Origin of the sequence: Stenotrophomonas sp. Ps181 (assembly GCF_025697425.1) — a bacterium.
GTDB lineage: Bacteria > Pseudomonadota > Gammaproteobacteria > Xanthomonadales > Xanthomonadaceae > Stenotrophomonas > Stenotrophomonas sepilia.
Genome location: NZ_JAHWBI010000002.1, coordinates 19,949 through 37,850, shown reverse-complemented (window position 1 = coordinate 37,850; position 17,902 = coordinate 19,949). Strand labels below are relative to the sequence as shown.

Sequence of the window (17,902 nt, the reverse complement as noted above, 5' to 3'; positions counted from 1 at the left end):
ATCGCCAACCCGTTGTTGCACAAGGGGCTGGCGGCGGGAATCAGGGGCCTGTAACAGTGACAAGGTGGCGTTCGCCGGCCAGGCCGGGCACGCTCAGCGGGGTCACCTCACGCACCTGCCAGCCGGCCGGCAGGTCCGCGATCTCCTCATGCGGGTAGACGCCCTTCATGGCCAGCAGCACGCCGCCGGGCCGCAGCAGGTGGCCACCGACGCGGACGATGCCGGCCAGGGTGTCCATCGCGCGGGCGGTCAGCTGGTCATAACGGCCGGCCTCGTCCAGCGCCTCGGCGCGCGATTCGGCCACGCGGGCATTGCCCAGGCCGAGCTGGCGCACGGCCTCGCGCATGAAGCGCGCCTTCTTGCCATTGCTCTCGACCAGGGTCACCTGCAGGCCCGGGCAGGCGATGGCCAGCGGGATGCCGGGCAGCCCGGGCCCGGTGCCGAGGTCGGCCAGGCTGCCATCGGCCACGAACGGCTGCATCGCCAGCGAGTCGAGCAGGTGGCGGGTGACCATCTCCTGCGGGTCGCGGATGGCGGTGAGGTTGTAGGTGCCGTTCCAGCGGTGCAGCAGGGCCAGGTAGCGCAGCAGCGGCGGCGCCAGCGCGGCATCCAGGCCCATGCTGGCCAGGCCCTGTTCCAGCGTGGCAGCCACGCTGGCGGGAAGTGGGTGTTCGCTCATGCTGGCATTATCGCCGGTTTTGCGCGCTGATTCCCCGCCTCAGTGCGGATACCAGGCCAACGCCGCCCGGAACTGACCGGTGGCCTGCCATTCGTGCAGGTGCCAGCGCGCGGCCTCGCCCAGTTCCGGGTCGCACCAGCGCAGGTGCAGGGCGCCATCGGCCCCCGGCGCCAGCTGCAGGCGGTGCAGGCCGAACGAAATGCCCTGGCCGTGCGCCTTCAGCACCGCTTCCTTGGCGCACCACACGCGGAAGAACCAGTGTTCGCGGTCGGCCTGGTCCAGGCTTTCCAGCCAGGCCACCTCCTCGGGGTGGAAGAAGCGCTGCACGATCTCCAGCAGGCGGGCCCGCGGCCGCAGCAGTTCCAGGTCCACCCCCAACCGCACGCCTTCGCCCAGCGCCACCAGCAGCACCTCGCCGCTGTGGCTCCAGCCGGTGCCGTAGTGGGCCAATGCGCCGCTCAGTTCCGGCCGGCCCTTGTCATCGCGGACCAGCGGCAGCGTCTCCGGGTCGGCCCCGAGGGCCTGCGCCAGCACCTGGCGTGCCTGCGGTTCGCCGCGATGGCCGGGCACGTGCGGGCGCCGCCAGACCGTCACCGGACCAAAGCGCCACGGGCCGTCGAGGGTGGCTGGCAGGCTCATGCGCACGCGCCCGTCACACGATTGCACGACGGGTTCACGGCCCTGCGCGTCAACTGGTCACCGTTCCCCACCGGAGGTTCGATCATGGGCATCATCATCTGGCTGATCGTCGGCGGCATCGTAGGCTGGCTGGCCAGCATCATCATGAAGCGCGATGGCCAGCAGGGCATCATCCTCAACATCGTGGTCGGCATCGTCGGCGCGCTGATTTCCGGCTGGCTGTTCGGCGGCGGCATCAACGAGGCGATCACCCTCCGCACGTTCCTGTTCTCGCTGATCGGTGCAGTGATCCTGCTGGCGATCGTCAACCTGTTCACCCGCAAGAGCATACGCTGACGCGGCGGTAGCGCCGGCCGCTGGCCGGCGGGCCTTTCAGAACGGGCCCGGCGATGCCGGGCCCCGTTCGTTCAACCGATCTGCACCCACGCCGGCGCATGGTCGCTCGGGCGTTCCCAGGTGCGCGGCTCGCGGTCGATGCCCGAAGCCACCGCACCGCTCTTCAGCGCATCGGAGACCAGGGTCAGGTCGATGCGCAGGCCCAGGTTGCGGCGGAAGCCGGCGGCACGGTAGTCCCACCAGCTGAAGGTACCCGCCTCGTCGTTGTGCAGGCGGAAGCCGTCGTGCAGGCCCAGCTGCAGCAGCTTGTTGAGTGCGCCGCGCTCGGCGGTGGAGGTCAGGATGTGGTTGTCGTTCCACACCTCCGGGTCGTGCACATCGCGCGCGTCCGGGGCGATGTTGAAGTCGCCCATCACGATCAGCTTCGGATGCCGCTGCAGTTCTTCGGCAATCCAGGCGTGCACCGCCTCCAGCCAGCGCAGCTTGTAGTCGTACTTGTCGGTGCCGATGTCCTGGCCGTTGACCACATACAGGTTGATCACCCGCAGGTCGCCGAAGGTACCGGCGATGACACGCTTCTGTTCGTCCTCGAAGCCGGGAATGCCGATCTGCACGTCCTGCGCCGGCTCGCGCGACAGCAGCGCCACGCCGTTGTAGGTCTTCTGGCCGGCGAACACGCTGCGGTAGCCCGCGCCGATCAGTGCCGAATCGGGGAACTTGTGGTCCTCCAGCTTGGTTTCCTGGATACCGACGATGTCCGGGCCGAAATCCTTGAGCCACTGCTCCAGGTGCGGCAGGCGGACATTGAGCGAATTGACGTTCCACGAGGCGATTTTCATGGGGGCATTCTAACCGGGCCAGCTTTGGTAGACGCCAACCTGGGTTGGCGCATGGCCGCCCCCGTGCCAACGAAGGTTTGCACCACCGGTAGTGCCGGCCGCTGGCCGGCAACCCCATTAACCGTCGGCAAGACCCCGCAGTTGCCGGCCAGCGGCCGGCACTACCGAAGCAGCAGCTTCAACAACCCCGCAATCTTCGAATACGGCGGCCGCAGCCGGTCGCTGGCCGCCCAGCGCGACTGCCACAGCACCGGCAGCCGCTTGCTCATCGCGTCGAACCCGGCCCGGCCGTGGTACGCGCCCATGCCGCTGGCCCCCACCCCGCCAAACGGCAGGCCATCGGCGGCGAAGTGCAGCAGCGTGTCGTTCACCGTCACCCCGCCGGCCACCACCTGGCCGAGGATACGCTCCACCGTCGCCGTGTCGTGGCTGAAGGGATACAGCGCCAGCGGCCGGTCGCGGGACAGCACGTCGGCCAGCGCCGCCTCCAGGTCCGGGTAGGCCCGCACCGGCAGGATCGGCCCGAAGATCTCCTCGCGCATCAGGTCCAGGTCGTCCGGCGGGTCCAGCACCACGGTGGGCACCAGCAGACGCTCGCGGTCGGCGCGCGCGTCATCCACCTGCGCCAGCGGAATCACCGGCACCCCGCGCTCGCGCGCCTGTGCCAGGTAGCCCTGCAGGCGCTGGTACTGGCCCTCGTTGATGATGCGGGTGTAGTCGTCGGCATTGCTGAAGTCGCCATAGCGCTCGCGCACCTGCTGCTGCAGCGCCTGCACGAACTCGCGCTGGCGCGCGGTATCGATCAGCACGTAATCCGGCGCGATGCAGGTCTGGCCAGCGTTGAACCATTTGCCGGTGGCCAGCCGCGCAGCGGCTTTATCCAGCGGGAAATCGCGACAGACAATCGCCGGCGACTTGCCGCCCAGCTCCAGGGTCAGCGGTACCAGATGCTCGGCCGCGGCGGCCATCACCTTGCGGCCAACGGCCGTCGAGCCGGTGAACAGCAGATGGTCCAGCGGCAGCGACGACACCGCCGCGGCCACATCCGCCCCGCCCTGCACCACCGCCACCCGATCGGGCGGGAACACGCTGGCCAGCAGATCGGCCAGGAACGCACTGGTGCGCGGCGTGTGTTCCGAAGGCTTCAGCAACACGTGGTTGCCCGCAGCGATGGCGGTGGCCAAAGGCACCAATGCCAGCGTGACCGGGTAGTTCCAGGGCGAGATCACCCCGACCACGCCCAGCGGCGTCGGCCGCAGCTGCGCGCGCGCTGGCCACAACTTCCATCCCGCCGATGCCCGTTGCGGCTTCGACCAGCGCCGCAGGTGGCGACGCAGGTGGTCGATGGCCGACAGCACGCTCATGCCATCGGCCAGTTTCGATTCAACGTGGGCACGGTGGCTGAAGTCCTCGGCGATGGCCTGGGCCATCTCGTCCAGGCGCGGCTTGAGCGCTTCGCGGAGGCGATGCAGGTCTTTCTCGCGCTGGTCCAGCGACGGGCGCTGCGACTGCCAGGCGCTGCGCAGGGTGTGCAGGAGGGCGGGGAGGTCGGCTGGGGCGGTGGTGGTCATGGGCCGACTATACGGGGAGCTGCGCAACGCCATGGTAGTGCCGGCCGCTGGCCGGCAATGGGTTCATGTCTGCGGAGATTCATGGGGTTGCCGGCCAGCGGCCGGCACTACCGGAATGCGAGCCGAGTGGGCACGGTCCACAAACAGAAAGGCCGCGGTCTGCACCGCGGCCTTCCCTTCACTGCGCGGAACCCACCGGTTATTGGGTGATATCCACGTTCTTGGTTTCGCGCAGGAACAGGCCGCCGATCACCACCGACATCAGTGCGATCGCAATCGGGTACCACAGGCCGTAGTACAGGTTGCCGGTACCGGCCACCAGCGCGAACGAGATCGCCGGCAGGAAGCCACCGAACCAGCCGTTGCCGATGTGGTACGGCAGCGACATCGAGGTGTAGCGGATGCGGGTCGGGAACAGTTCGACCAGGTAGGCGGCGATCGGGCCGTAGACCATGGTCACGTACAGCACCAGCAGCCACAGCATGAAGATGGTGCCGGCGATGTTGATGCGCGCACCATCAGCCTTGGCCGGGTAGCCGGCGGTGGTCAGCGCGGTCTTCAGTTCCGCACCGAACGCATCGGCCTTGGCCTTGCCTTCTTCCTTGGTCAGGCCGGCGGCCTCATACGAGGTGACACTGGCGCTGCCCACATTCACCATCGCCAGCGAACCGGCGGCGGCGGGCTGCACGTCGTACGGCACACCGGCCTTGGTCAGCGCAGCGGTGGCCACGTCGCAGGAGCTGGTGAACTTGCGCAGGCCCACCGGATCGAACTGGAACGAGCAGGTGGCCGGATCGGCGACGACCAGCGCCGGCGAGCTGCTGCGGGCTTCTTCGATGGCCGGGTTGGCGAAGTGGGTCAGGCCCTTGAAGATCGGGATGTAGGTGATGGCCGCCAGCAGGCAGCCGGCCAGGATGATCTTCTTGCGGCCGATGCGGTCGGACAGCCAGCCGAAGAAGATGAAGAACGGCGTGCCCAGTGCCAGCGCTGCGGCGATCAGCAGGTAGGAGGTGGTGGCATCGACCTTCAGCATGCTGCTGAGGAAGAACAGCGCGTAGAACTGTCCGCCGTACCAGACCACGGCCTGGCCAGCCGCTGCACCGAGCAGGACCAGCAACATCAGCTTCAGGTTGCCGCCCTTCAGGCTGTCGCGGAACGGGGTCTTGGAGCCCTTGCCTTCAGCCTTCATCTGCTGGAACAGCGGCGATTCGCTCAGCTGCAGCCGGATCCATACCGAAATGCCCAGCAGCAGGATCGACACCAGGAACGGAATGCGCCAGCCCCAGGCCTCGAACGCCTCGTTGCCCAGGGTCATGCGGCAGGCCAGGATGATCAGCAGCGACAGGAACAGGCCCAGCGTGGCGGTGCACTGGATGAAGCTGGTGTACAGGCCGCGCTTGTCGTCCGGTGCGTGCTCGGCCACATAGGTGGCGGCACCGCCGTACTCGCCGCCCATCGCCAGGCCCTGGGCCAGGCGCAGGATGATCAGGATCACCGGTGCGGCAAACCCGATCGAGGCGTAGTTGGGCAGCACGCCGACCAGGAAGGTCGAGATGCCCATGATCAGGATGGTGACCAGGAAGGTGTACTTGCGGCCGATGCGGTCGCCGAGGCTGCCGAAGAAGGCCGCGCCGAACGGACGCACGAAGAAGCCGGCGGCGAACGCCAGCAGGGCGAAGATCATGCCCGTGGTTTCATTGACGCCACTGAAGAACTGCTTGGCGATGATGGCTGCGAGCGAGCCGTACAGGAAGAAGTCATACCACTCGAACACCGTGCCGAGGCTCGATGCGAAGATGACCTTCTTGTGGCCCTTGGTCAGGGTGCCCGCCGCATGGTGCGGGCTTGATGCAGTGCTGGACATGGGACGCTTTCCCTCTGTAGGTGCCGACCGCCGGTCGGCACTCAATCTCGGTAGGTGCCGGTCACTGGACCGGCTCCGCTTTGGGTAGCTGCCGGCCGCTGGCCGGCACGCTCTTAGAAGCTGTACTTCGTAGTGAACTGCAATCGGGTGATGTCACCCTTGTTGCCGTTTTCCACTTCGCGACGGCCATACATCAGCTCGGCGCCGATATCGACCTTGGGCAGCGGTGAATAGAAGATGTTGCCGCGGATGCTCTGCACGCTCTTGGTCACCAGCGGGCCGAGGATGCTGTCGTTGTCGTAGTCGCTGCGCGCGTAGATCAGGTTGGTGCGCAGCTTCGGCGAGAACGCATGCCGCCAGCCGACATAGCCGGCCAGCACGCCGGTCGGGTTGAGCTCGTCGCGGGCCACGTCGTAGGCACTGTCGGCAGTGATGCCCAGGCCGATGTAGCGGGCGATGCCTTCGCCACCGGTCAGCTGGTAATGCAGCGAATCGCTGTCACCCATCACCCACTTGCCGCCCAGGGTCAGGCCGCCGGCCACCTTGTCGGCCTTCGCGCCAGTCGCCTGGTTGTCGACCTTCAACTGGCGGACGATGCCGCCGACACCGAAGGTTCCCCAGTCGCCCTTCCAGCCATAGCGCATGGTCAGATCGGGCAGGCTGCCACGATCGGAGTTGGCGCTGGCGTTGGTCCAGGCGCCGGTGACCGGGTTGCGGGTACCGGTAAGGGTGGTGGTTTCCGGGTTTTCCAGCGCGACGCTGAAGCCGCCCTGGGTGTAGCGCACCTGGGCCTGGCGCACGAAGATCACGCCGTCGGTGGGGCCGACGAAGTCGACCGCTTCCGGCAGTGCGGCCGCGTCCATGAAGTTGGACCAGGTCTGGCCGGCCATCCAGTTGTTCCAGTACATGTAGGCGTGGCGCAGGGTCACGCCATAGGTGTTGGTGGCGGTCTGGTTGCCCAGCGAGTTGCCGAAGAAGTCCATCTCGAAGAACGCACCCGCCTTGTTGCCCGATTCGCTGACGTTGTCGATGCCCAGGTTGAAGCGCGAGAACTTGGCATGGGCGTTGAAATCGGTGCCCGAGCGCTTGCCGCTGCCGCCGGCGCCTTCCACCGGGGTCTGGCCCGGCAGGTACAGCGAACGGCCGGTGGCGTCGTCGGCCAGCTGGCCATCGCTGGTCTGGGTGGCCAGGAAGTCGGCCTTGATGAAGCCGCCGATCTTGACCGTGGTGCCCGGTGCCGCGCCCGGGGTGAGGGTGGTGACCTGGATCGGCTGCTTCCCGGCCGGCACCTGTGCGACCGGTTTCTGCCCGGCCTGCACCGTGCGCACTTCGGTTACCGCCTGCTGGGTCTGGCTGATCTGGGTCTGTTGTTGTTGCTGCGAAGACAGCAGCAGCTGGACCTGGCGTTCCAGTTCGGCAACGCGTGCTTCCAGTGCCTTCTCTTTGGCGGTCTCTGCGAACGCCATGCCCGGTGCGACCAGGGCGACCAGCAGGCAGGCCGCCAAAGGTGTGCGCACGGCTTTCAACGTACGGTGGCTCATGTTGCCCTCTCTCCCAAGTGGCAAGGTGATGCCGCGCGTGGGGCACGGTCGAGCCGAGACTGCGGGGCGATTATGTATAGCGGCTATTCGCCATTGGTCGAACCCGGCCCTGCAAGGCGCTCACTTTCGACCATGGTCTAACCAGGGTGGTGACGCGGCCGGGGGTGGATGGGGCAAACTGAGGGGGATCGGTCGTTGCGATGCTGCGACCGCACATACAAAGTCAACGTGCAAGTGAGGGTGCCATGGCTGATATCTACCCCGTCGATCCGCAGTTCGCCGCCAAGGCACGCATCGACAAGAAGACCTATGAACAGCAGTACCAGGCGTCGGTGGCCGATCCGGATGGATTCTGGGGCAAGGCGGCCGAGCGCCTGCAATGGATGCGCAAGCCGACGAAGATCAAGAACGTCAGCTATGACCTGTCCGACTTCCGCATCAAGTGGTTCGAGGATGGCGAGCTCAATGCCAGCGTGAACTGCCTGGATCGCCAGCTCGAGACGCGCGGCGACAAGACCGCCCTGTTGTTCGAGCCGGATGGCCCGGATGCACCGGCCCAGCACGTGACCTATCGCGAGCTGTACGAGCGCACCTGCCGCCTCGGCAATGCGCTACGCAACCTTGGGGTCAGGAAGGGCGACCGGGTCACCATCTACCTGCCGATGATCGTCGATGCCGCGGTGGCCATGCTGGCCTGCGCGCGCATCGGTGCGATCCACTCGGTGGTGTTCGGTGGCTTCGCGCCGAACTCGATCGCCGACCGCGTCAGCGACTGCCAGAGCAAGCTGATCATCACCGCCGACGAAGGCTTGCGCGGTGGCCGCAGGATTCCGCTGAAGGCCAACGTCGATGCCGCGCTGAAGCTGCCGGGCACGAACACGGTTGAAACCGTGCTGGTGGTGCGCCACACCGGTGGCGCGGTGGACATGCAGGCCCCGCGCGACCGCTGGTTCCACGATGTCGTGGACAGCCAGCCGTCGACCTGCGAACCGGAACGCATGAACGCGGAAGACCCGTTGTTCATCCTCTACACCTCCGGTTCCACCGGCAAGCCGAAGGGTGTGCTGCACACCACCGGCGGCTACCTGCTGTATGCGGCCTACACCCATGAAGCGGTGTTCGACCTGCGCGAGGACGACATCTACTGGTGCACCGCCGACGTCGGCTGGGTCACCGGCCACAGCTACATCGTGTACGGGCCACTGGCCAACGGTGCGACCTCGCTGATGTTCGAAGGCGTGCCGAACTATCCGGACACCTCGCGCTTCTGGAACGTGATCGACAAGCACAAGGTGAGCATTTTCTACACCGCCCCGACCGCGATCCGTGCGCTGATGCGCGAAGGCGAGGAGCCGGTGAAGAAGACCTCGCGCGCGTCGCTGCGCCTGCTCGGCAGCGTCGGCGAGCCGATCAATCCGGAAGCCTGGCGCTGGTACTACGAGGTGGTCGGCGACAGCCGCTGCCCGATCGTCGATACCTGGTGGCAGACCGAAACCGGCGGCATCCTGATCTCGCCGCTGGCCGGCGCGATGGACCTCAAGCCGGGATCGGCCACCCTGCCCTTCTTCGGCGTGCAGCCGGCGCTGGTCAATGCCGATGGCGAGATCCAGGACGGACCGACCGAAGGCAACCTGATCATCCGTGATTCCTGGCCGGGCCAGATGCGCACGGTGTACGGCGACCACCAGCGTTTCATCGATACGTATTTCCGCACCTACCCGGGCAGCTATTTCACCGGTGACGGTTGCCGCCGTGACGAAGACGGCTATTACTGGATCACCGGCCGCGTCGACGACGTGATCAATGTGTCCGGCCATCGCATCGGCACCGCCGAAGTGGAAAGCGCGCTGGTCTCGCATCCGAAGGTGGCCGAAGCGGCGGTCGTGGGCTTCCCGCACGACGTCAAGGGCCAGGGCATCTATGCCTATGTGACCCTGGTGGCCGAAGAGACCCCCAGCGATGAACTGCACAAGGAGCTGATCGCCTGGGTGCGCAAGGAGATCGGCCCGATCGCCACGCCGGACCACCTGCAGTGGGCGCCGGGCCTGCCGAAGACCCGCTCGGGCAAGATCATGCGCCGCATCCTGCGCAAGATTGCCGAGAACGCGCCGGACCAGCTTGGCGACACCTCGACCCTGGCCGATCCGTCGGTGGTGGCGTCGCTGGTGGACGAGCGCAAGGTGCGCTGACGTACGACCCGGGGTCGGATCCCTTTCCGCAAGGAAAGGGCTCTGACCCCATCTGCTTTCCCCCACGGTTCCCCCCGACCATGACCACCCTCCTGATTGCCGATGACCACCCGCTGTTCCGCGAAGCCCTGCGTGGGGCCGTGCAGCGGGTCATCCCCGGCGTGCAGCTGTTCGAGGCCGACAGCGTGGAAGCGTTGTATGCACTGGCCGACCAGCACAACGACGCCGACCTGGTCCTGATGGACCTCAACATGCCTGGCGCACAGGGTTTCAACGCGCTGGTGCACATGCGATCGCTGCACCCGCACCTGCCGGTGGTGGTGGTGTCCGCGCGCGAAGAGGCCACGGTGATGCGCCGCGCGCTCGACCACGGCGCGCTCGGCTTCATCCCGAAGTCTGCGGATTCGGACACCATCGGGCATGCGCTGGGCACCATCCTCGATGGCGAGACCTGGGCACCGCCGGAAGCGCACAACGTGCCGCCCACCGGCAGCGAAGAACGCGAAGTTGGCCAGCGCCTGCGCGAACTGACCCCGCAGCAGTTCCGCGTGCTGCAGATGCTGGGCGCCGGTCGCTTGAACAAGCAGATCGCCTACGACCTCAACGTCTCCGAAGCGACGATCAAGGCCCACGTCACCGCCATCCTGCGCAAGCTGGGCGTGACCAACCGCACCCAGGCCGTGCTGATGGCCGGCAAGCTGGCGATCGACGACGACGCCATCGTGCTGCCGCCGGAAGAAGATTGAGGTAGTGCCGGCCGCTGGCCGGCAATCGCCCGGAACGGCGTCGCCGCCGTGCTCGCCGGGCATGGCCCGGCGCCACCTGGGCAACATCGCCGACTCGAACGACGCTTTCGGCCCTGTGGCTGAACCGGCTGCCGTTGCAAACTGCTGCTGCCATTCCACACACCGCCGACAATGAACAATCCGCTCGACACCACAGGGGCTCGGCTACAGCTCCAACCGGAAGAACGGGAGTCCATCCGCAGGTTGATTGCCTTCGTCCGCGAAGGCTGTCCAGACGGCGCTTGTCCTCCCGGTTTTCCTGCTGACCGGATCGACGACTTCAGACGAGCAGCCCTCGAGTACTTCTCCGATCCGCCAGATCCCATCAATCATTTCCGGATTGATGTCCCCAGCGATGAGTACATCCGCGCCGAGGTCCTGGTCTATGAGCACCCATCGGGTATTCACGTGGAGTTGGATCTATTCGCTGATGGCGAGCGGTGCGACTTGACCGCCACGTTCGATCTTGATCGTGAGAGTGCAGTGTTCAGTGGGCCCAGGTTGTACGACATGCACGTGATGTAGCCGGTTGTGGTGGGAGCCCTGCCGGCCAGCGGCCGGCACTACCCGGCACCGCTGCGCTCGCGATATAGCCATCGCTATACAAACCAGCCCTGCCTGCGCGTTTCGCTGGAAATGCGCCACGCGCGAATCGCGGTGCTAAGCTTCGCGTCCCCCTTGGGGAGTAGCCGGATTCCTTCGCAGGAATCGTCCACGTCAACATACTCGGCCAGTGCGCCGTGGCGTGGACAACCATGATGGTTGGCGAGACCAGCGGCCCGCGCGCGCAACGTCAGGTTGGGCGCGAGCGCAGGCCGTGCGTCCGTCCTTGCCCGACCTCAGCAGCTGTCCATGTCCCCCATTTCGATCCTCCTGATCGGCTTCGCCATGTCCACCGATGCCTTCGCCGCGGCGATCGGCAAGGGTGCGGCCATGCGCAAGCCGGTGTTCCGCGACGCACTGCGTGCCGGCATCATCTTCGGCGTCATCGAGGCGATCACGCCCATCATCGGCTGGCTGCTGGGCCGCGCCGCGCTGCAGTACGTCGAAGCCTTCGACCACTGGATCGCCTTCGGCCTGCTCGGCGCGCTGGGCATCCACATGATCTACAACGGCCTGCGCCCGGACAGTGCCGAGGAAGACGAAGACCCCTCGCAGCATCACGGCTTCTGGAAGCTGGCGCTGACCGGTTTCGCCACCAGCATCGACGCGATGGCGGTGGGTATCGGCCTGGCCTTCATGGACGTGCATATCGGCGTGATGGCCACGGTCATCGGCCTGTGCACGCTGACCATGGTCACCGTCGGCATCATGCTCGGCCGCGTGCTGGGCAGCATGGTCGGCAAGCGTGCCGAGATCATCGGTGGCGTGATCCTGGTGATCATCGGCGCGACGATCCTGTACGAGCACCTGCACGGCGTGGGGTAACGCTTCCGCGATTACGTGGTTGCCGGCCAGCGGCCGGCACTACCTGACGTCACATCCACGCATGGCGTGGATCTACCGCCGGGCTGATGAAGCTCTGGTAGATGCCAGGCTTGCCTGGCATGGTTTCACGTCGTGGTTGCCGGCCAGCGGCCGGCACTACTGCGCGTCGCGCAGCGCGCCGAGGAAGGCGCGCAGCGAGGCCGGCTTGATCGGCTTGGTCAGCACGCGGTAGCCACGCTCGCGTGCCATCCGCTTCAGTTCGTCACGCCCATCGGCGGTCAGCAGCGCACCCGGCAGCGGGTAGCCGGCCGCCTCGCGCAGCGCCACCAGCGCATCCAGGCCATCCATGCGATCGTGCAGGTGGTAGTCCACCAGCATCACCTGCGGCCGCTCGGCGATCTTCTCCAGTGCCTGGTCGACGGTGGCGGCAGTGATCACCTGCACCTGCCAGCGGCCGAGCAGCGCGCGCATGCCGTCAAGGATTTCCTCGTCGTTGTCCACGCACAGCACCCGCAGGCCCGCCAGCGAATCGCTGCGCACCGGTGTGGCCACGGCCTGGGTCGCCTTGGCAGGCTCGGTGTAGCCGGGCAAGGGCGCAACCCGCGGCAGGATGATCGAGAACATCGAGCCGCTGCCAACCCGGCTGCGTGCATTGAGGCGATGGTCGAGCAGGCGCGAGATGCGCTGGCAGATCGACAGGCCCAGGCCCAACCCCTGCTCGCCCCAGTCGAACGGCTGCTGGTAGCGGTGGAACTCGTCGAAGATCTGCCGCATGTGGTGTTCGGGAATGCCGGGGCCGGTATCCCACACCTGCAGTTCCACCTCGTCGCCGCGCTGACGCACGGCCAGCACGATGCGGCCCTGGCGGGTATAGCGCAGTGCATTGGCCAGGAAGTTCTGCAGTACGCGGCGCAGCAGGCGGCGATCGCTGCGTACCCAGGCCGCGCGCGCGAACAGGTCCAGTCGCAGGCCACGACCGGCGGCGACCGGCGTGTACTGCGCGGCCAGCTCGCGCATCAACGCACTCACATCGAATTCGCCGATCACCGGGTGCAGGCCACCGGCATCCAGCCGCGACACGTCCAGCAGGCCATCAAGCAGTTCTTCGGCAGCGCGCAGCGACGCGTCCACGCGTTCGGCCAGATGCTTCTGTTCGTCGCTCACGTGATCGCTGTCGCGCAGCGCGGACGCAAACAGGCGCGCCGCATTCAACGGCTGCAGCACGTCATGGCTGATCGCCGCCAGGAAACGGGTCTTCGACTGCTGCGCGACCTCGGCCTCATGCGAGCGTTCGGCCACGCGCTGTTCCAGCGTCTCGTTGGCTTCAAGCAGCGCCTTTTCGGCATGCTTGTAGTCGGTGATGTCGTTGTAGCTGGTCACGTAACCGCCGCCGGGCAGCGCCTGGCCGCGCATCTCGATCACCTTGCCGTCGCTGCGGGTGCGCTCGAACACGTGCGGCGAACCGGCGCGCATGTAACCGATGCGGCGGTTGATCTGCACTTCGATGTCGCCCTCGCCCAGCTCGCCGCGCTCGGCGTTGTAGCGGATCAGGTCGGCCACCGGGCGGCCCACGTAGAGCATGCCGTCGGGGTAGCCGAACATGTCCTGGTACCGGCGGTTCCACGCGGTCAGGCGCATGTCCGGGTCGACCACGCTGACCCCGGCGCTGATGTTCTCCAGCGTGGTCGACAGGATCTCGCGGTTGAAGCGCAGTTCCTGCCCGGCTTCGTCCAGCACCGCCACCACTTCACCCAGGTCCATGCCCGAACCCCGCAGCAGGCTGGTCAGCAGCAGGCGCGCCGAGGCCGCACCAATCGAGGCGGCCAGCAGGCGCTCGGTGAACTGCACCCACGGCCGGTCAGCCGGTGCCGAAGACTGCAGCTCGCGGCCCAGCGACTGTGCCTGCTCGAAGAACGAACGCCGCGCATGGCGTTCGCCGACCACGCGCGAAGCCAGCGCCAGCAGGTCGCCCACATGCACATGCCCAGGCCAGCCGCCGGCCACCGACGGGCGCTCGGCATACGGGTCGAGGAACGGTGCCGCACGCAGGCGCTCGTCGACGCCGGGCCGCCAGCGTGCGGACACCAGCATCATCGTGGCTGCATTGACCAGCAGCGACCAGAACGTGCCGTGGGTCAGCGGATCCCAGCCGGACATGCCGAACAGCTGCTGAGGACGCAGCCACTCGATGCCGAACGGGCCGTGCTGCACCCAGGCGGCGTCGACCCAGCCGGCCATGGTCATCGCCGGCAGCAGCAGGGTGTACAGCCAGGTGGCGAAGCCCAGCAGCATGCCCACTTCGACGCCGCGCCGGCTGGCACCGCGCCAGTACAGGCCGCCGATCAGGCCGGGCGCGAACTGCGCCACCGCTGCGAACGCCATCAGGCCGTACGAGGCCAGCGTGCTGTCGTTGCTGCTGGTGCGGTAGTAGCTGTAGGCCATCAGCGCCAGCAGCAGGATCGCCAGGCGGCGGATCCACAGCACGCGCGAGGCGACGTCGGCGGCTTCCTGGTGGTCACCGCTCCGACGCAGCAGCACCGGCATCACCAGATCATTGCTGACCATGGTCGCCAGCGCGATGGACGAGACGATGACCATGCCGGTGGCCGCCGAGAAGCCGCCCACGTAGGCGATCAGCGCCAGCGCATTGCGGCCTTCGGCCAGCGGCAGCGCCAGCACCATCGAATCGTCGGCGACGCTGCCGCCGGTGCCGAACAGGGTCACGCCGGCGGTGGCGATCGGCAGCACCATGCCCGAGATCAGTACCAGGTAACCGCCGAACATCCAGCGCGCGCGGCGCACGTCGCGCACCTCACCGCACTCGACCACGGCCACGTGGAACTGGCGCGGCAGGCAGATGATGGCGAGGAAACTGAGCAGGGTCTGCGAGATGAAGCCGACCGGCGGCAGGCCGGTGAACAGCGTATGCACCGATTCGACCACCGCATCGGTGCGGTCGCTCAGCCACAGGTAGGCGAACACGCCCACCGCCAGCATCGCCAGCAGCTTGATCACCGATTCGAAGGCGATCGCCAGCATCATGCCGTGGTGGTGCTCGGTGGCATCGACCTGGCGGGTGCCGAACAGGGTGGCGAACAGCGCCATCAGCAGCGCCACGTACAGCGCCGGGTCGGTGAAGAAGCCAGTGGGGCCGGTGTTGCCGGTCAGCACCTGCAGGCTCATCGCCACCGCTTTGTACTGCAACGCCAGGTACGGAATGATGCCGATCAGCGCGATGATCGCCACCAGCGCCGCCAGCCGCCGCGATCGACCGAAGCGCGAGGAGATGAAATCGGCGATGGAGACCACGTTCTGGCTGCGTGCAATCAGCGCCAGGCGCTCGATGATGCGCCAGCCGAACAACAGCAGCAGCAGCGGGCCGATGTAGATCGGCAGGTAGCCCACGCCATTGCGCACGGCGGTGCCGACCGCGCCGTAGAAGGTCCATGACGAGCAGTACACCGCCAGCGCCAGGCTGTAGACCACCGGCCGCAGCCACGGCCGGTCGGGGTACATCGGCCGACGGTCGCCCCACCACGCCACGCCGAACAGCAGCGCGGCATAGGCAACCGAGACCAGCAGCAGGATCCAGCTGGAGACCACGCGTGCGTTTCCGTCGGAAGAACCCGCAGTGTAGGCCAGGCGTGGCCGGGGATGCGGGCTCGTTGGGGGCAACCACCCCCACCAAGGTGGGGGCCTACGCGGTGCGGGCCACGACCGTTGGTCGTGGCCGGCTTCTTACTGGGCCGGCACGCCCATTTCCTTCAGCAGTTCCGGCGCCGGGTAGACCTTGGCCAGCAGCCAGCGCAGGTAGCGCATGTCCACGTGCACGGCGCGCTTGTAGCGCGGGTCGAACCACCAGCTGGCACTGACCGACTCCCAGTTGCTGTCGAAATTCAGGCCGATCAGTTCGCCCTTCGCATTGAGCACCGGCGAGCCGGAGTTGCCGCCGGTGGTGTCCAGGTTGGTCAGGAAGTTGACCGTCTGGGTGTTGAGTGCCGGATCGGCGGTGCTGCCGAAGTCACCCTTGGCGATCGCTGCCAGCAGCGGCTTGGGTGCGTCGAACGGATAGGCGTTGGTGTTCTTCTCGACGATGCCGGCCACGGTGGTCACCGGCGAGTAGGTCACGCCATCGCGCGGGTGCAGTGCCTCGACCCTGCCGTAGCTGATGCGCAGGGTGCGGTTGGCATCCGGGTAGACGGCGCGGCCCTGCTTGGCACGCCAGGCGAACAGCGCCTGCATGTAGGCCGGGCGCAGGCGCAGCTGCTCGCCCTCGCGGGTCTTGCTCTCGTTCTCGATGCGCAGCTGCGCGGCCACCAGCGGGCCGGCCACGGCGATCAACGGATCGGCGGCCAGGGCCTTGCCTTCGCGCGCAGCCGCGAACCGCGACAGGCGCTGCGCCTCGTCACCCAGCTGGGTGCCGGCGTACAGGGTGTCCAGTGCCGTGGCCAGCTGCTGCGGGGTACGGCCGAAGGCTGCGTCGAACTCGGCCACGCGCTGCGCGTCCGGCAGCTGCTGGTAACGGGTCAGCAGGGTGGTCAGCAGGGCCTTCTCGACCTCCGGTGCGTAGCGGCGCTGGACCTGCTTGAGCACGCCTTCGATCATCGCCTGGTCGCGCTGCTGGTAGCCGCTCTCGCGCTGTGCGTCCGGCTTGGCCGATTCGATGCGCAGGCGTTCCAGCAGCAGCGCCGAGCGCAGCAACTGGCTCTGTGCGGCCATCTGGTCCAGCAGCAGGTCACGCTCGCCCACCGCCGCGCCCTGTGACAGGTTGGCCAGCAGCGCCTTGATGTCGCCCTGGTACTTGCGGTCGGTGGCGGCCAGCATCGCCGTCTCGTCGGCGGCACGCTGGGCCTTGGCATCGCTGCGCAGCAGGCCTTCCAGCTCACCGGCGGCGCGCTTGCGGTTGTTCTTCAGCGACTGCAGCTGCGAAGCGTAACGGGTACGTGCCTGCGCGTCCTTGGCGGTTGCCGCCTCGATGGTGTCGATCATCTGCTGGAACACCGAAACGCGGCGCGGCAGCACGGTGTCGATCTGGCCGGCGAATTCTGCCGCGGTACGGTGGCGGTAGGTGATGCCCGGATAACCGGCCAGCATCGCGTAGTCGCCCTCCTTCGGGCCCTCCACCGACATCTGCAGGTGTGCCGGCGCCTGGTAGGGCACGTTGTCCTTGCTGTAGGCGGCCGGCTTGCCGTCCTTGCCCACATAGGCGCGCAGCAGGGTGAAGTCGCCGGTGTGGCGCGGCCACATGAAATTGTCGATCTCATCGCCATAGTTGCCGATCGCACGCGGCGGCGCGTACACCAGGCGCACGTCGCTCAGTTCCAGCTGGGCGATGCGGTAGAAGTCGGTGCCGTAGTACATGTTGGCCACCGAGCAGCGCACGCTGCCGTCCTTCTCGCACTCGGCCACGATCTGCTTGCTGGCCGCATCGACGGCATCGAAGTAGGCACGGCCGGTCTTGCCGCGGGCCTGCGCCAGCACCTGATCGGTCACCTTGTCGAAGCCGACGGTGACCAGCACGCGGAAGTCCGGGTTGGCCGGGCGCTCGTCGGCACGGTCCCTGGCGATGAAGCCACCGTTGATCAGGTCGTGCTCGGGCGAGCTGTTGTACTGGATCACGCCCATCGCCACGTGGTGGTTGGTCAGCAGCAGGCCGTCGCTGGACACGAACGAGCCGGTGCCGCCGCCCGCGCGCACCACCGCGCTCAGCGGCGGCGTGGTGACATTGGCGAGGTCGGCCGGATTGCCCTTGAAGCCAGCGGCCTGCAGCGGCTTGGCCAGTTCCGGCAGCTGGGTCGGCATCCACATGCCTTCATCGGCGTGGGCACCGGCGGCGAGGGTCAGGCCCAATGCCAGGGCGGTGGGAAGGGCTTTGCGTGGTGACATGAGGCAATCCGGTACGACAGAACAGCCCGGGACCATAGCCGCTGGGGCCGGAAGGGGCAACGGCCGATGGTTGGGGGCCTGTCAGGTAGAGCCGAGCCCATGCTCGGCTGCTCTTCCTGCAGACCGCGCTGCGCGCGGAAGCCGA

Annotated in this window: 13 protein-coding genes and 1 riboswitch; of the genes, 5 read left to right on the top strand and 8 right to left on the bottom strand. The window is 67.2% G+C overall.

Going from position 1 to position 17,902, the window contains the following annotated elements; all coding sequences use genetic code 11:
- Positions 1-40 precede the first annotated feature (40 nt).
- Together rsmG and KXV01_RS03740 are read right to left on the bottom strand one after the other, a co-directional pair.
- On the bottom strand, positions 41-679 hold the full coding sequence (gene rsmG / locus KXV01_RS03745) for a 16S rRNA (guanine(527)-N(7))-methyltransferase RsmG (RefSeq protein ID WP_005420388.1): 639 nt from the start codon (positions 677-679) through the stop codon (positions 41-43).
- A gap of 39 nt (positions 680-718) precedes the next feature.
- Positions 719-1,318, bottom strand: coding sequence for a 4'-phosphopantetheinyl transferase superfamily protein (locus tag KXV01_RS03740; protein WP_049438294.1), 600 nt, complete (start codon positions 1,316-1,318; stop codon positions 719-721).
- Positions 1,319-1,402: 84 nt separating this feature from the next.
- Here KXV01_RS03740 and KXV01_RS03735 point away from each other — a divergent pair, with 84 nt between their 5' ends.
- The gene (locus tag KXV01_RS03735) at positions 1,403-1,654 is read left to right on the top strand and encodes a GlsB/YeaQ/YmgE family stress response membrane protein (protein WP_025878785.1); all 252 of its coding nucleotides are present in this window, start codon (positions 1,403-1,405) and stop codon (positions 1,652-1,654) included.
- 71 nt (positions 1,655-1,725) lie between these two features.
- On the opposite strand, the gene xth is transcribed toward KXV01_RS03735, so the two are convergent.
- The 4 genes from xth to KXV01_RS03715 all read right to left on the bottom strand — a co-directional run bounded on the left by xth (position 1,726) and on the right by KXV01_RS03715 (position 7,469).
- Positions 1,726-2,493 (bottom strand): exodeoxyribonuclease III, encoded by a 768-nt coding sequence (gene xth, locus KXV01_RS03730; RefSeq protein WP_049415919.1) that lies wholly within the window; start codon positions 2,491-2,493, stop codon positions 1,726-1,728.
- Positions 2,494-2,654: 161 nt separating this feature from the next.
- Positions 2,655-4,064: a coniferyl aldehyde dehydrogenase gene (locus tag KXV01_RS03725; RefSeq protein WP_263467508.1), complete on the bottom strand. Its 1,410-nt coding sequence runs from the start codon at positions 4,062-4,064 to the stop codon at positions 2,655-2,657.
- 199 nt (positions 4,065-4,263) lie between these two features.
- Positions 4,264-5,928: an MFS transporter gene (locus KXV01_RS03720; RefSeq protein WP_111096680.1), complete on the bottom strand. Its 1,665-nt coding sequence runs from the start codon at positions 5,926-5,928 to the stop codon at positions 4,264-4,266.
- A 113-nt stretch (positions 5,929-6,041) separates the two neighbouring features.
- Entirely contained in the window at positions 6,042-7,469 is a 1,428-nt protein-coding gene (locus KXV01_RS03715; protein ID WP_100478971.1) for a DcaP family trimeric outer membrane transporter, read from the bottom strand.
- A 245-nt stretch (positions 7,470-7,714) separates the two neighbouring features.
- On the opposite strand from KXV01_RS03715, the gene acs reads away from it, so the two are divergent.
- From acs to KXV01_RS03695, 4 genes are all read left to right on the top strand, one after another.
- Positions 7,715-9,658: an acetate--CoA ligase gene (gene acs / locus KXV01_RS03710; protein WP_049412029.1), complete on the top strand. Its 1,944-nt coding sequence runs from the start codon at positions 7,715-7,717 to the stop codon at positions 9,656-9,658.
- A gap of 80 nt (positions 9,659-9,738) precedes the next feature.
- Positions 9,739-10,404, top strand: coding sequence for a response regulator transcription factor (locus tag KXV01_RS03705; protein WP_006477308.1), 666 nt, complete (start codon positions 9,739-9,741; stop codon positions 10,402-10,404).
- A gap of 171 nt (positions 10,405-10,575) precedes the next feature.
- Positions 10,576-10,968 carry a hypothetical protein gene (locus KXV01_RS03700; protein WP_111096679.1) on the top strand — a complete coding sequence of 131 codons (393 nt, stop codon included), beginning with the start codon at positions 10,576-10,578 and terminating at the stop codon, positions 10,966-10,968.
- A gap of 148 nt (positions 10,969-11,116) precedes the next feature.
- Positions 11,117-11,207: riboswitch (yybP-ykoY riboswitch) on the top strand.
- Between the two features lie 88 nt (positions 11,208-11,295).
- Positions 11,296-11,871: a manganese efflux pump MntP family protein gene (locus KXV01_RS03695; protein ID WP_053504779.1), complete on the top strand. Its 576-nt coding sequence runs from the start codon at positions 11,296-11,298 to the stop codon at positions 11,869-11,871.
- Positions 11,872-12,027: 156 nt separating this feature from the next.
- Here the strand turns inward: KXV01_RS03695 and KXV01_RS03690 are convergent, their stop codons facing one another.
- Positions 12,028-15,474 carry a PAS domain-containing hybrid sensor histidine kinase/response regulator gene (locus KXV01_RS03690; protein WP_049412022.1) on the bottom strand — a complete coding sequence of 1,149 codons (3,447 nt, stop codon included), beginning with the start codon at positions 15,472-15,474 and terminating at the stop codon, positions 12,028-12,030.
- Between the two features lie 135 nt (positions 15,475-15,609).
- Positions 15,610-17,757, bottom strand: a complete 2,148-nt coding sequence (locus KXV01_RS03685) for a S46 family peptidase (RefSeq protein WP_111096678.1) — start codon at positions 17,755-17,757, stop codon at positions 15,610-15,612.
- Between the last annotated feature and the right edge of the window lie 145 nt (positions 17,758-17,902).

Coding starts and splice junctions, on each gene's coding strand:
- rsmG (WP_005420388.1), bottom strand. CDS start 679: ATGAGCGAACACCCACTTCCCGCCAGCGTGGCTGCCACGCTGGAACAG.
- KXV01_RS03740 (WP_049438294.1), bottom strand. CDS start 1,318: ATGAGCCTGCCAGCCACCCTCGACGGCCCGTGGCGCTTTGGTCCGGTG.
- KXV01_RS03735 (WP_025878785.1), top strand. CDS start 1,403: ATGGGCATCATCATCTGGCTGATCGTCGGCGGCATCGTAGGCTGGCTG.
- xth (WP_049415919.1), bottom strand. CDS start 2,493: ATGAAAATCGCCTCGTGGAACGTCAATTCGCTCAATGTCCGCCTGCCG.
- KXV01_RS03725 (WP_263467508.1), bottom strand. CDS start 4,064: ATGACCACCACCGCCCCAGCCGACCTCCCCGCCCTCCTGCACACCCTG.
- KXV01_RS03720 (WP_111096680.1), bottom strand. CDS start 5,928: ATGTCCAGCACTGCATCAAGCCCGCACCATGCGGCGGGCACCCTGACC.
- KXV01_RS03715 (WP_100478971.1), bottom strand. CDS start 7,469: ATGAGCCACCGTACGTTGAAAGCCGTGCGCACACCTTTGGCGGCCTGC.
- acs (WP_049412029.1), top strand. CDS start 7,715: ATGGCTGATATCTACCCCGTCGATCCGCAGTTCGCCGCCAAGGCACGC.
- KXV01_RS03705 (WP_006477308.1), top strand. CDS start 9,739: ATGACCACCCTCCTGATTGCCGATGACCACCCGCTGTTCCGCGAAGCC.
- KXV01_RS03700 (WP_111096679.1), top strand. CDS start 10,576: ATGAACAATCCGCTCGACACCACAGGGGCTCGGCTACAGCTCCAACCG.
- KXV01_RS03695 (WP_053504779.1), top strand. CDS start 11,296: ATGTCCCCCATTTCGATCCTCCTGATCGGCTTCGCCATGTCCACCGAT.
- KXV01_RS03685 (WP_111096678.1), bottom strand. CDS start 17,757: ATGTCACCACGCAAAGCCCTTCCCACCGCCCTGGCATTGGGCCTGACC.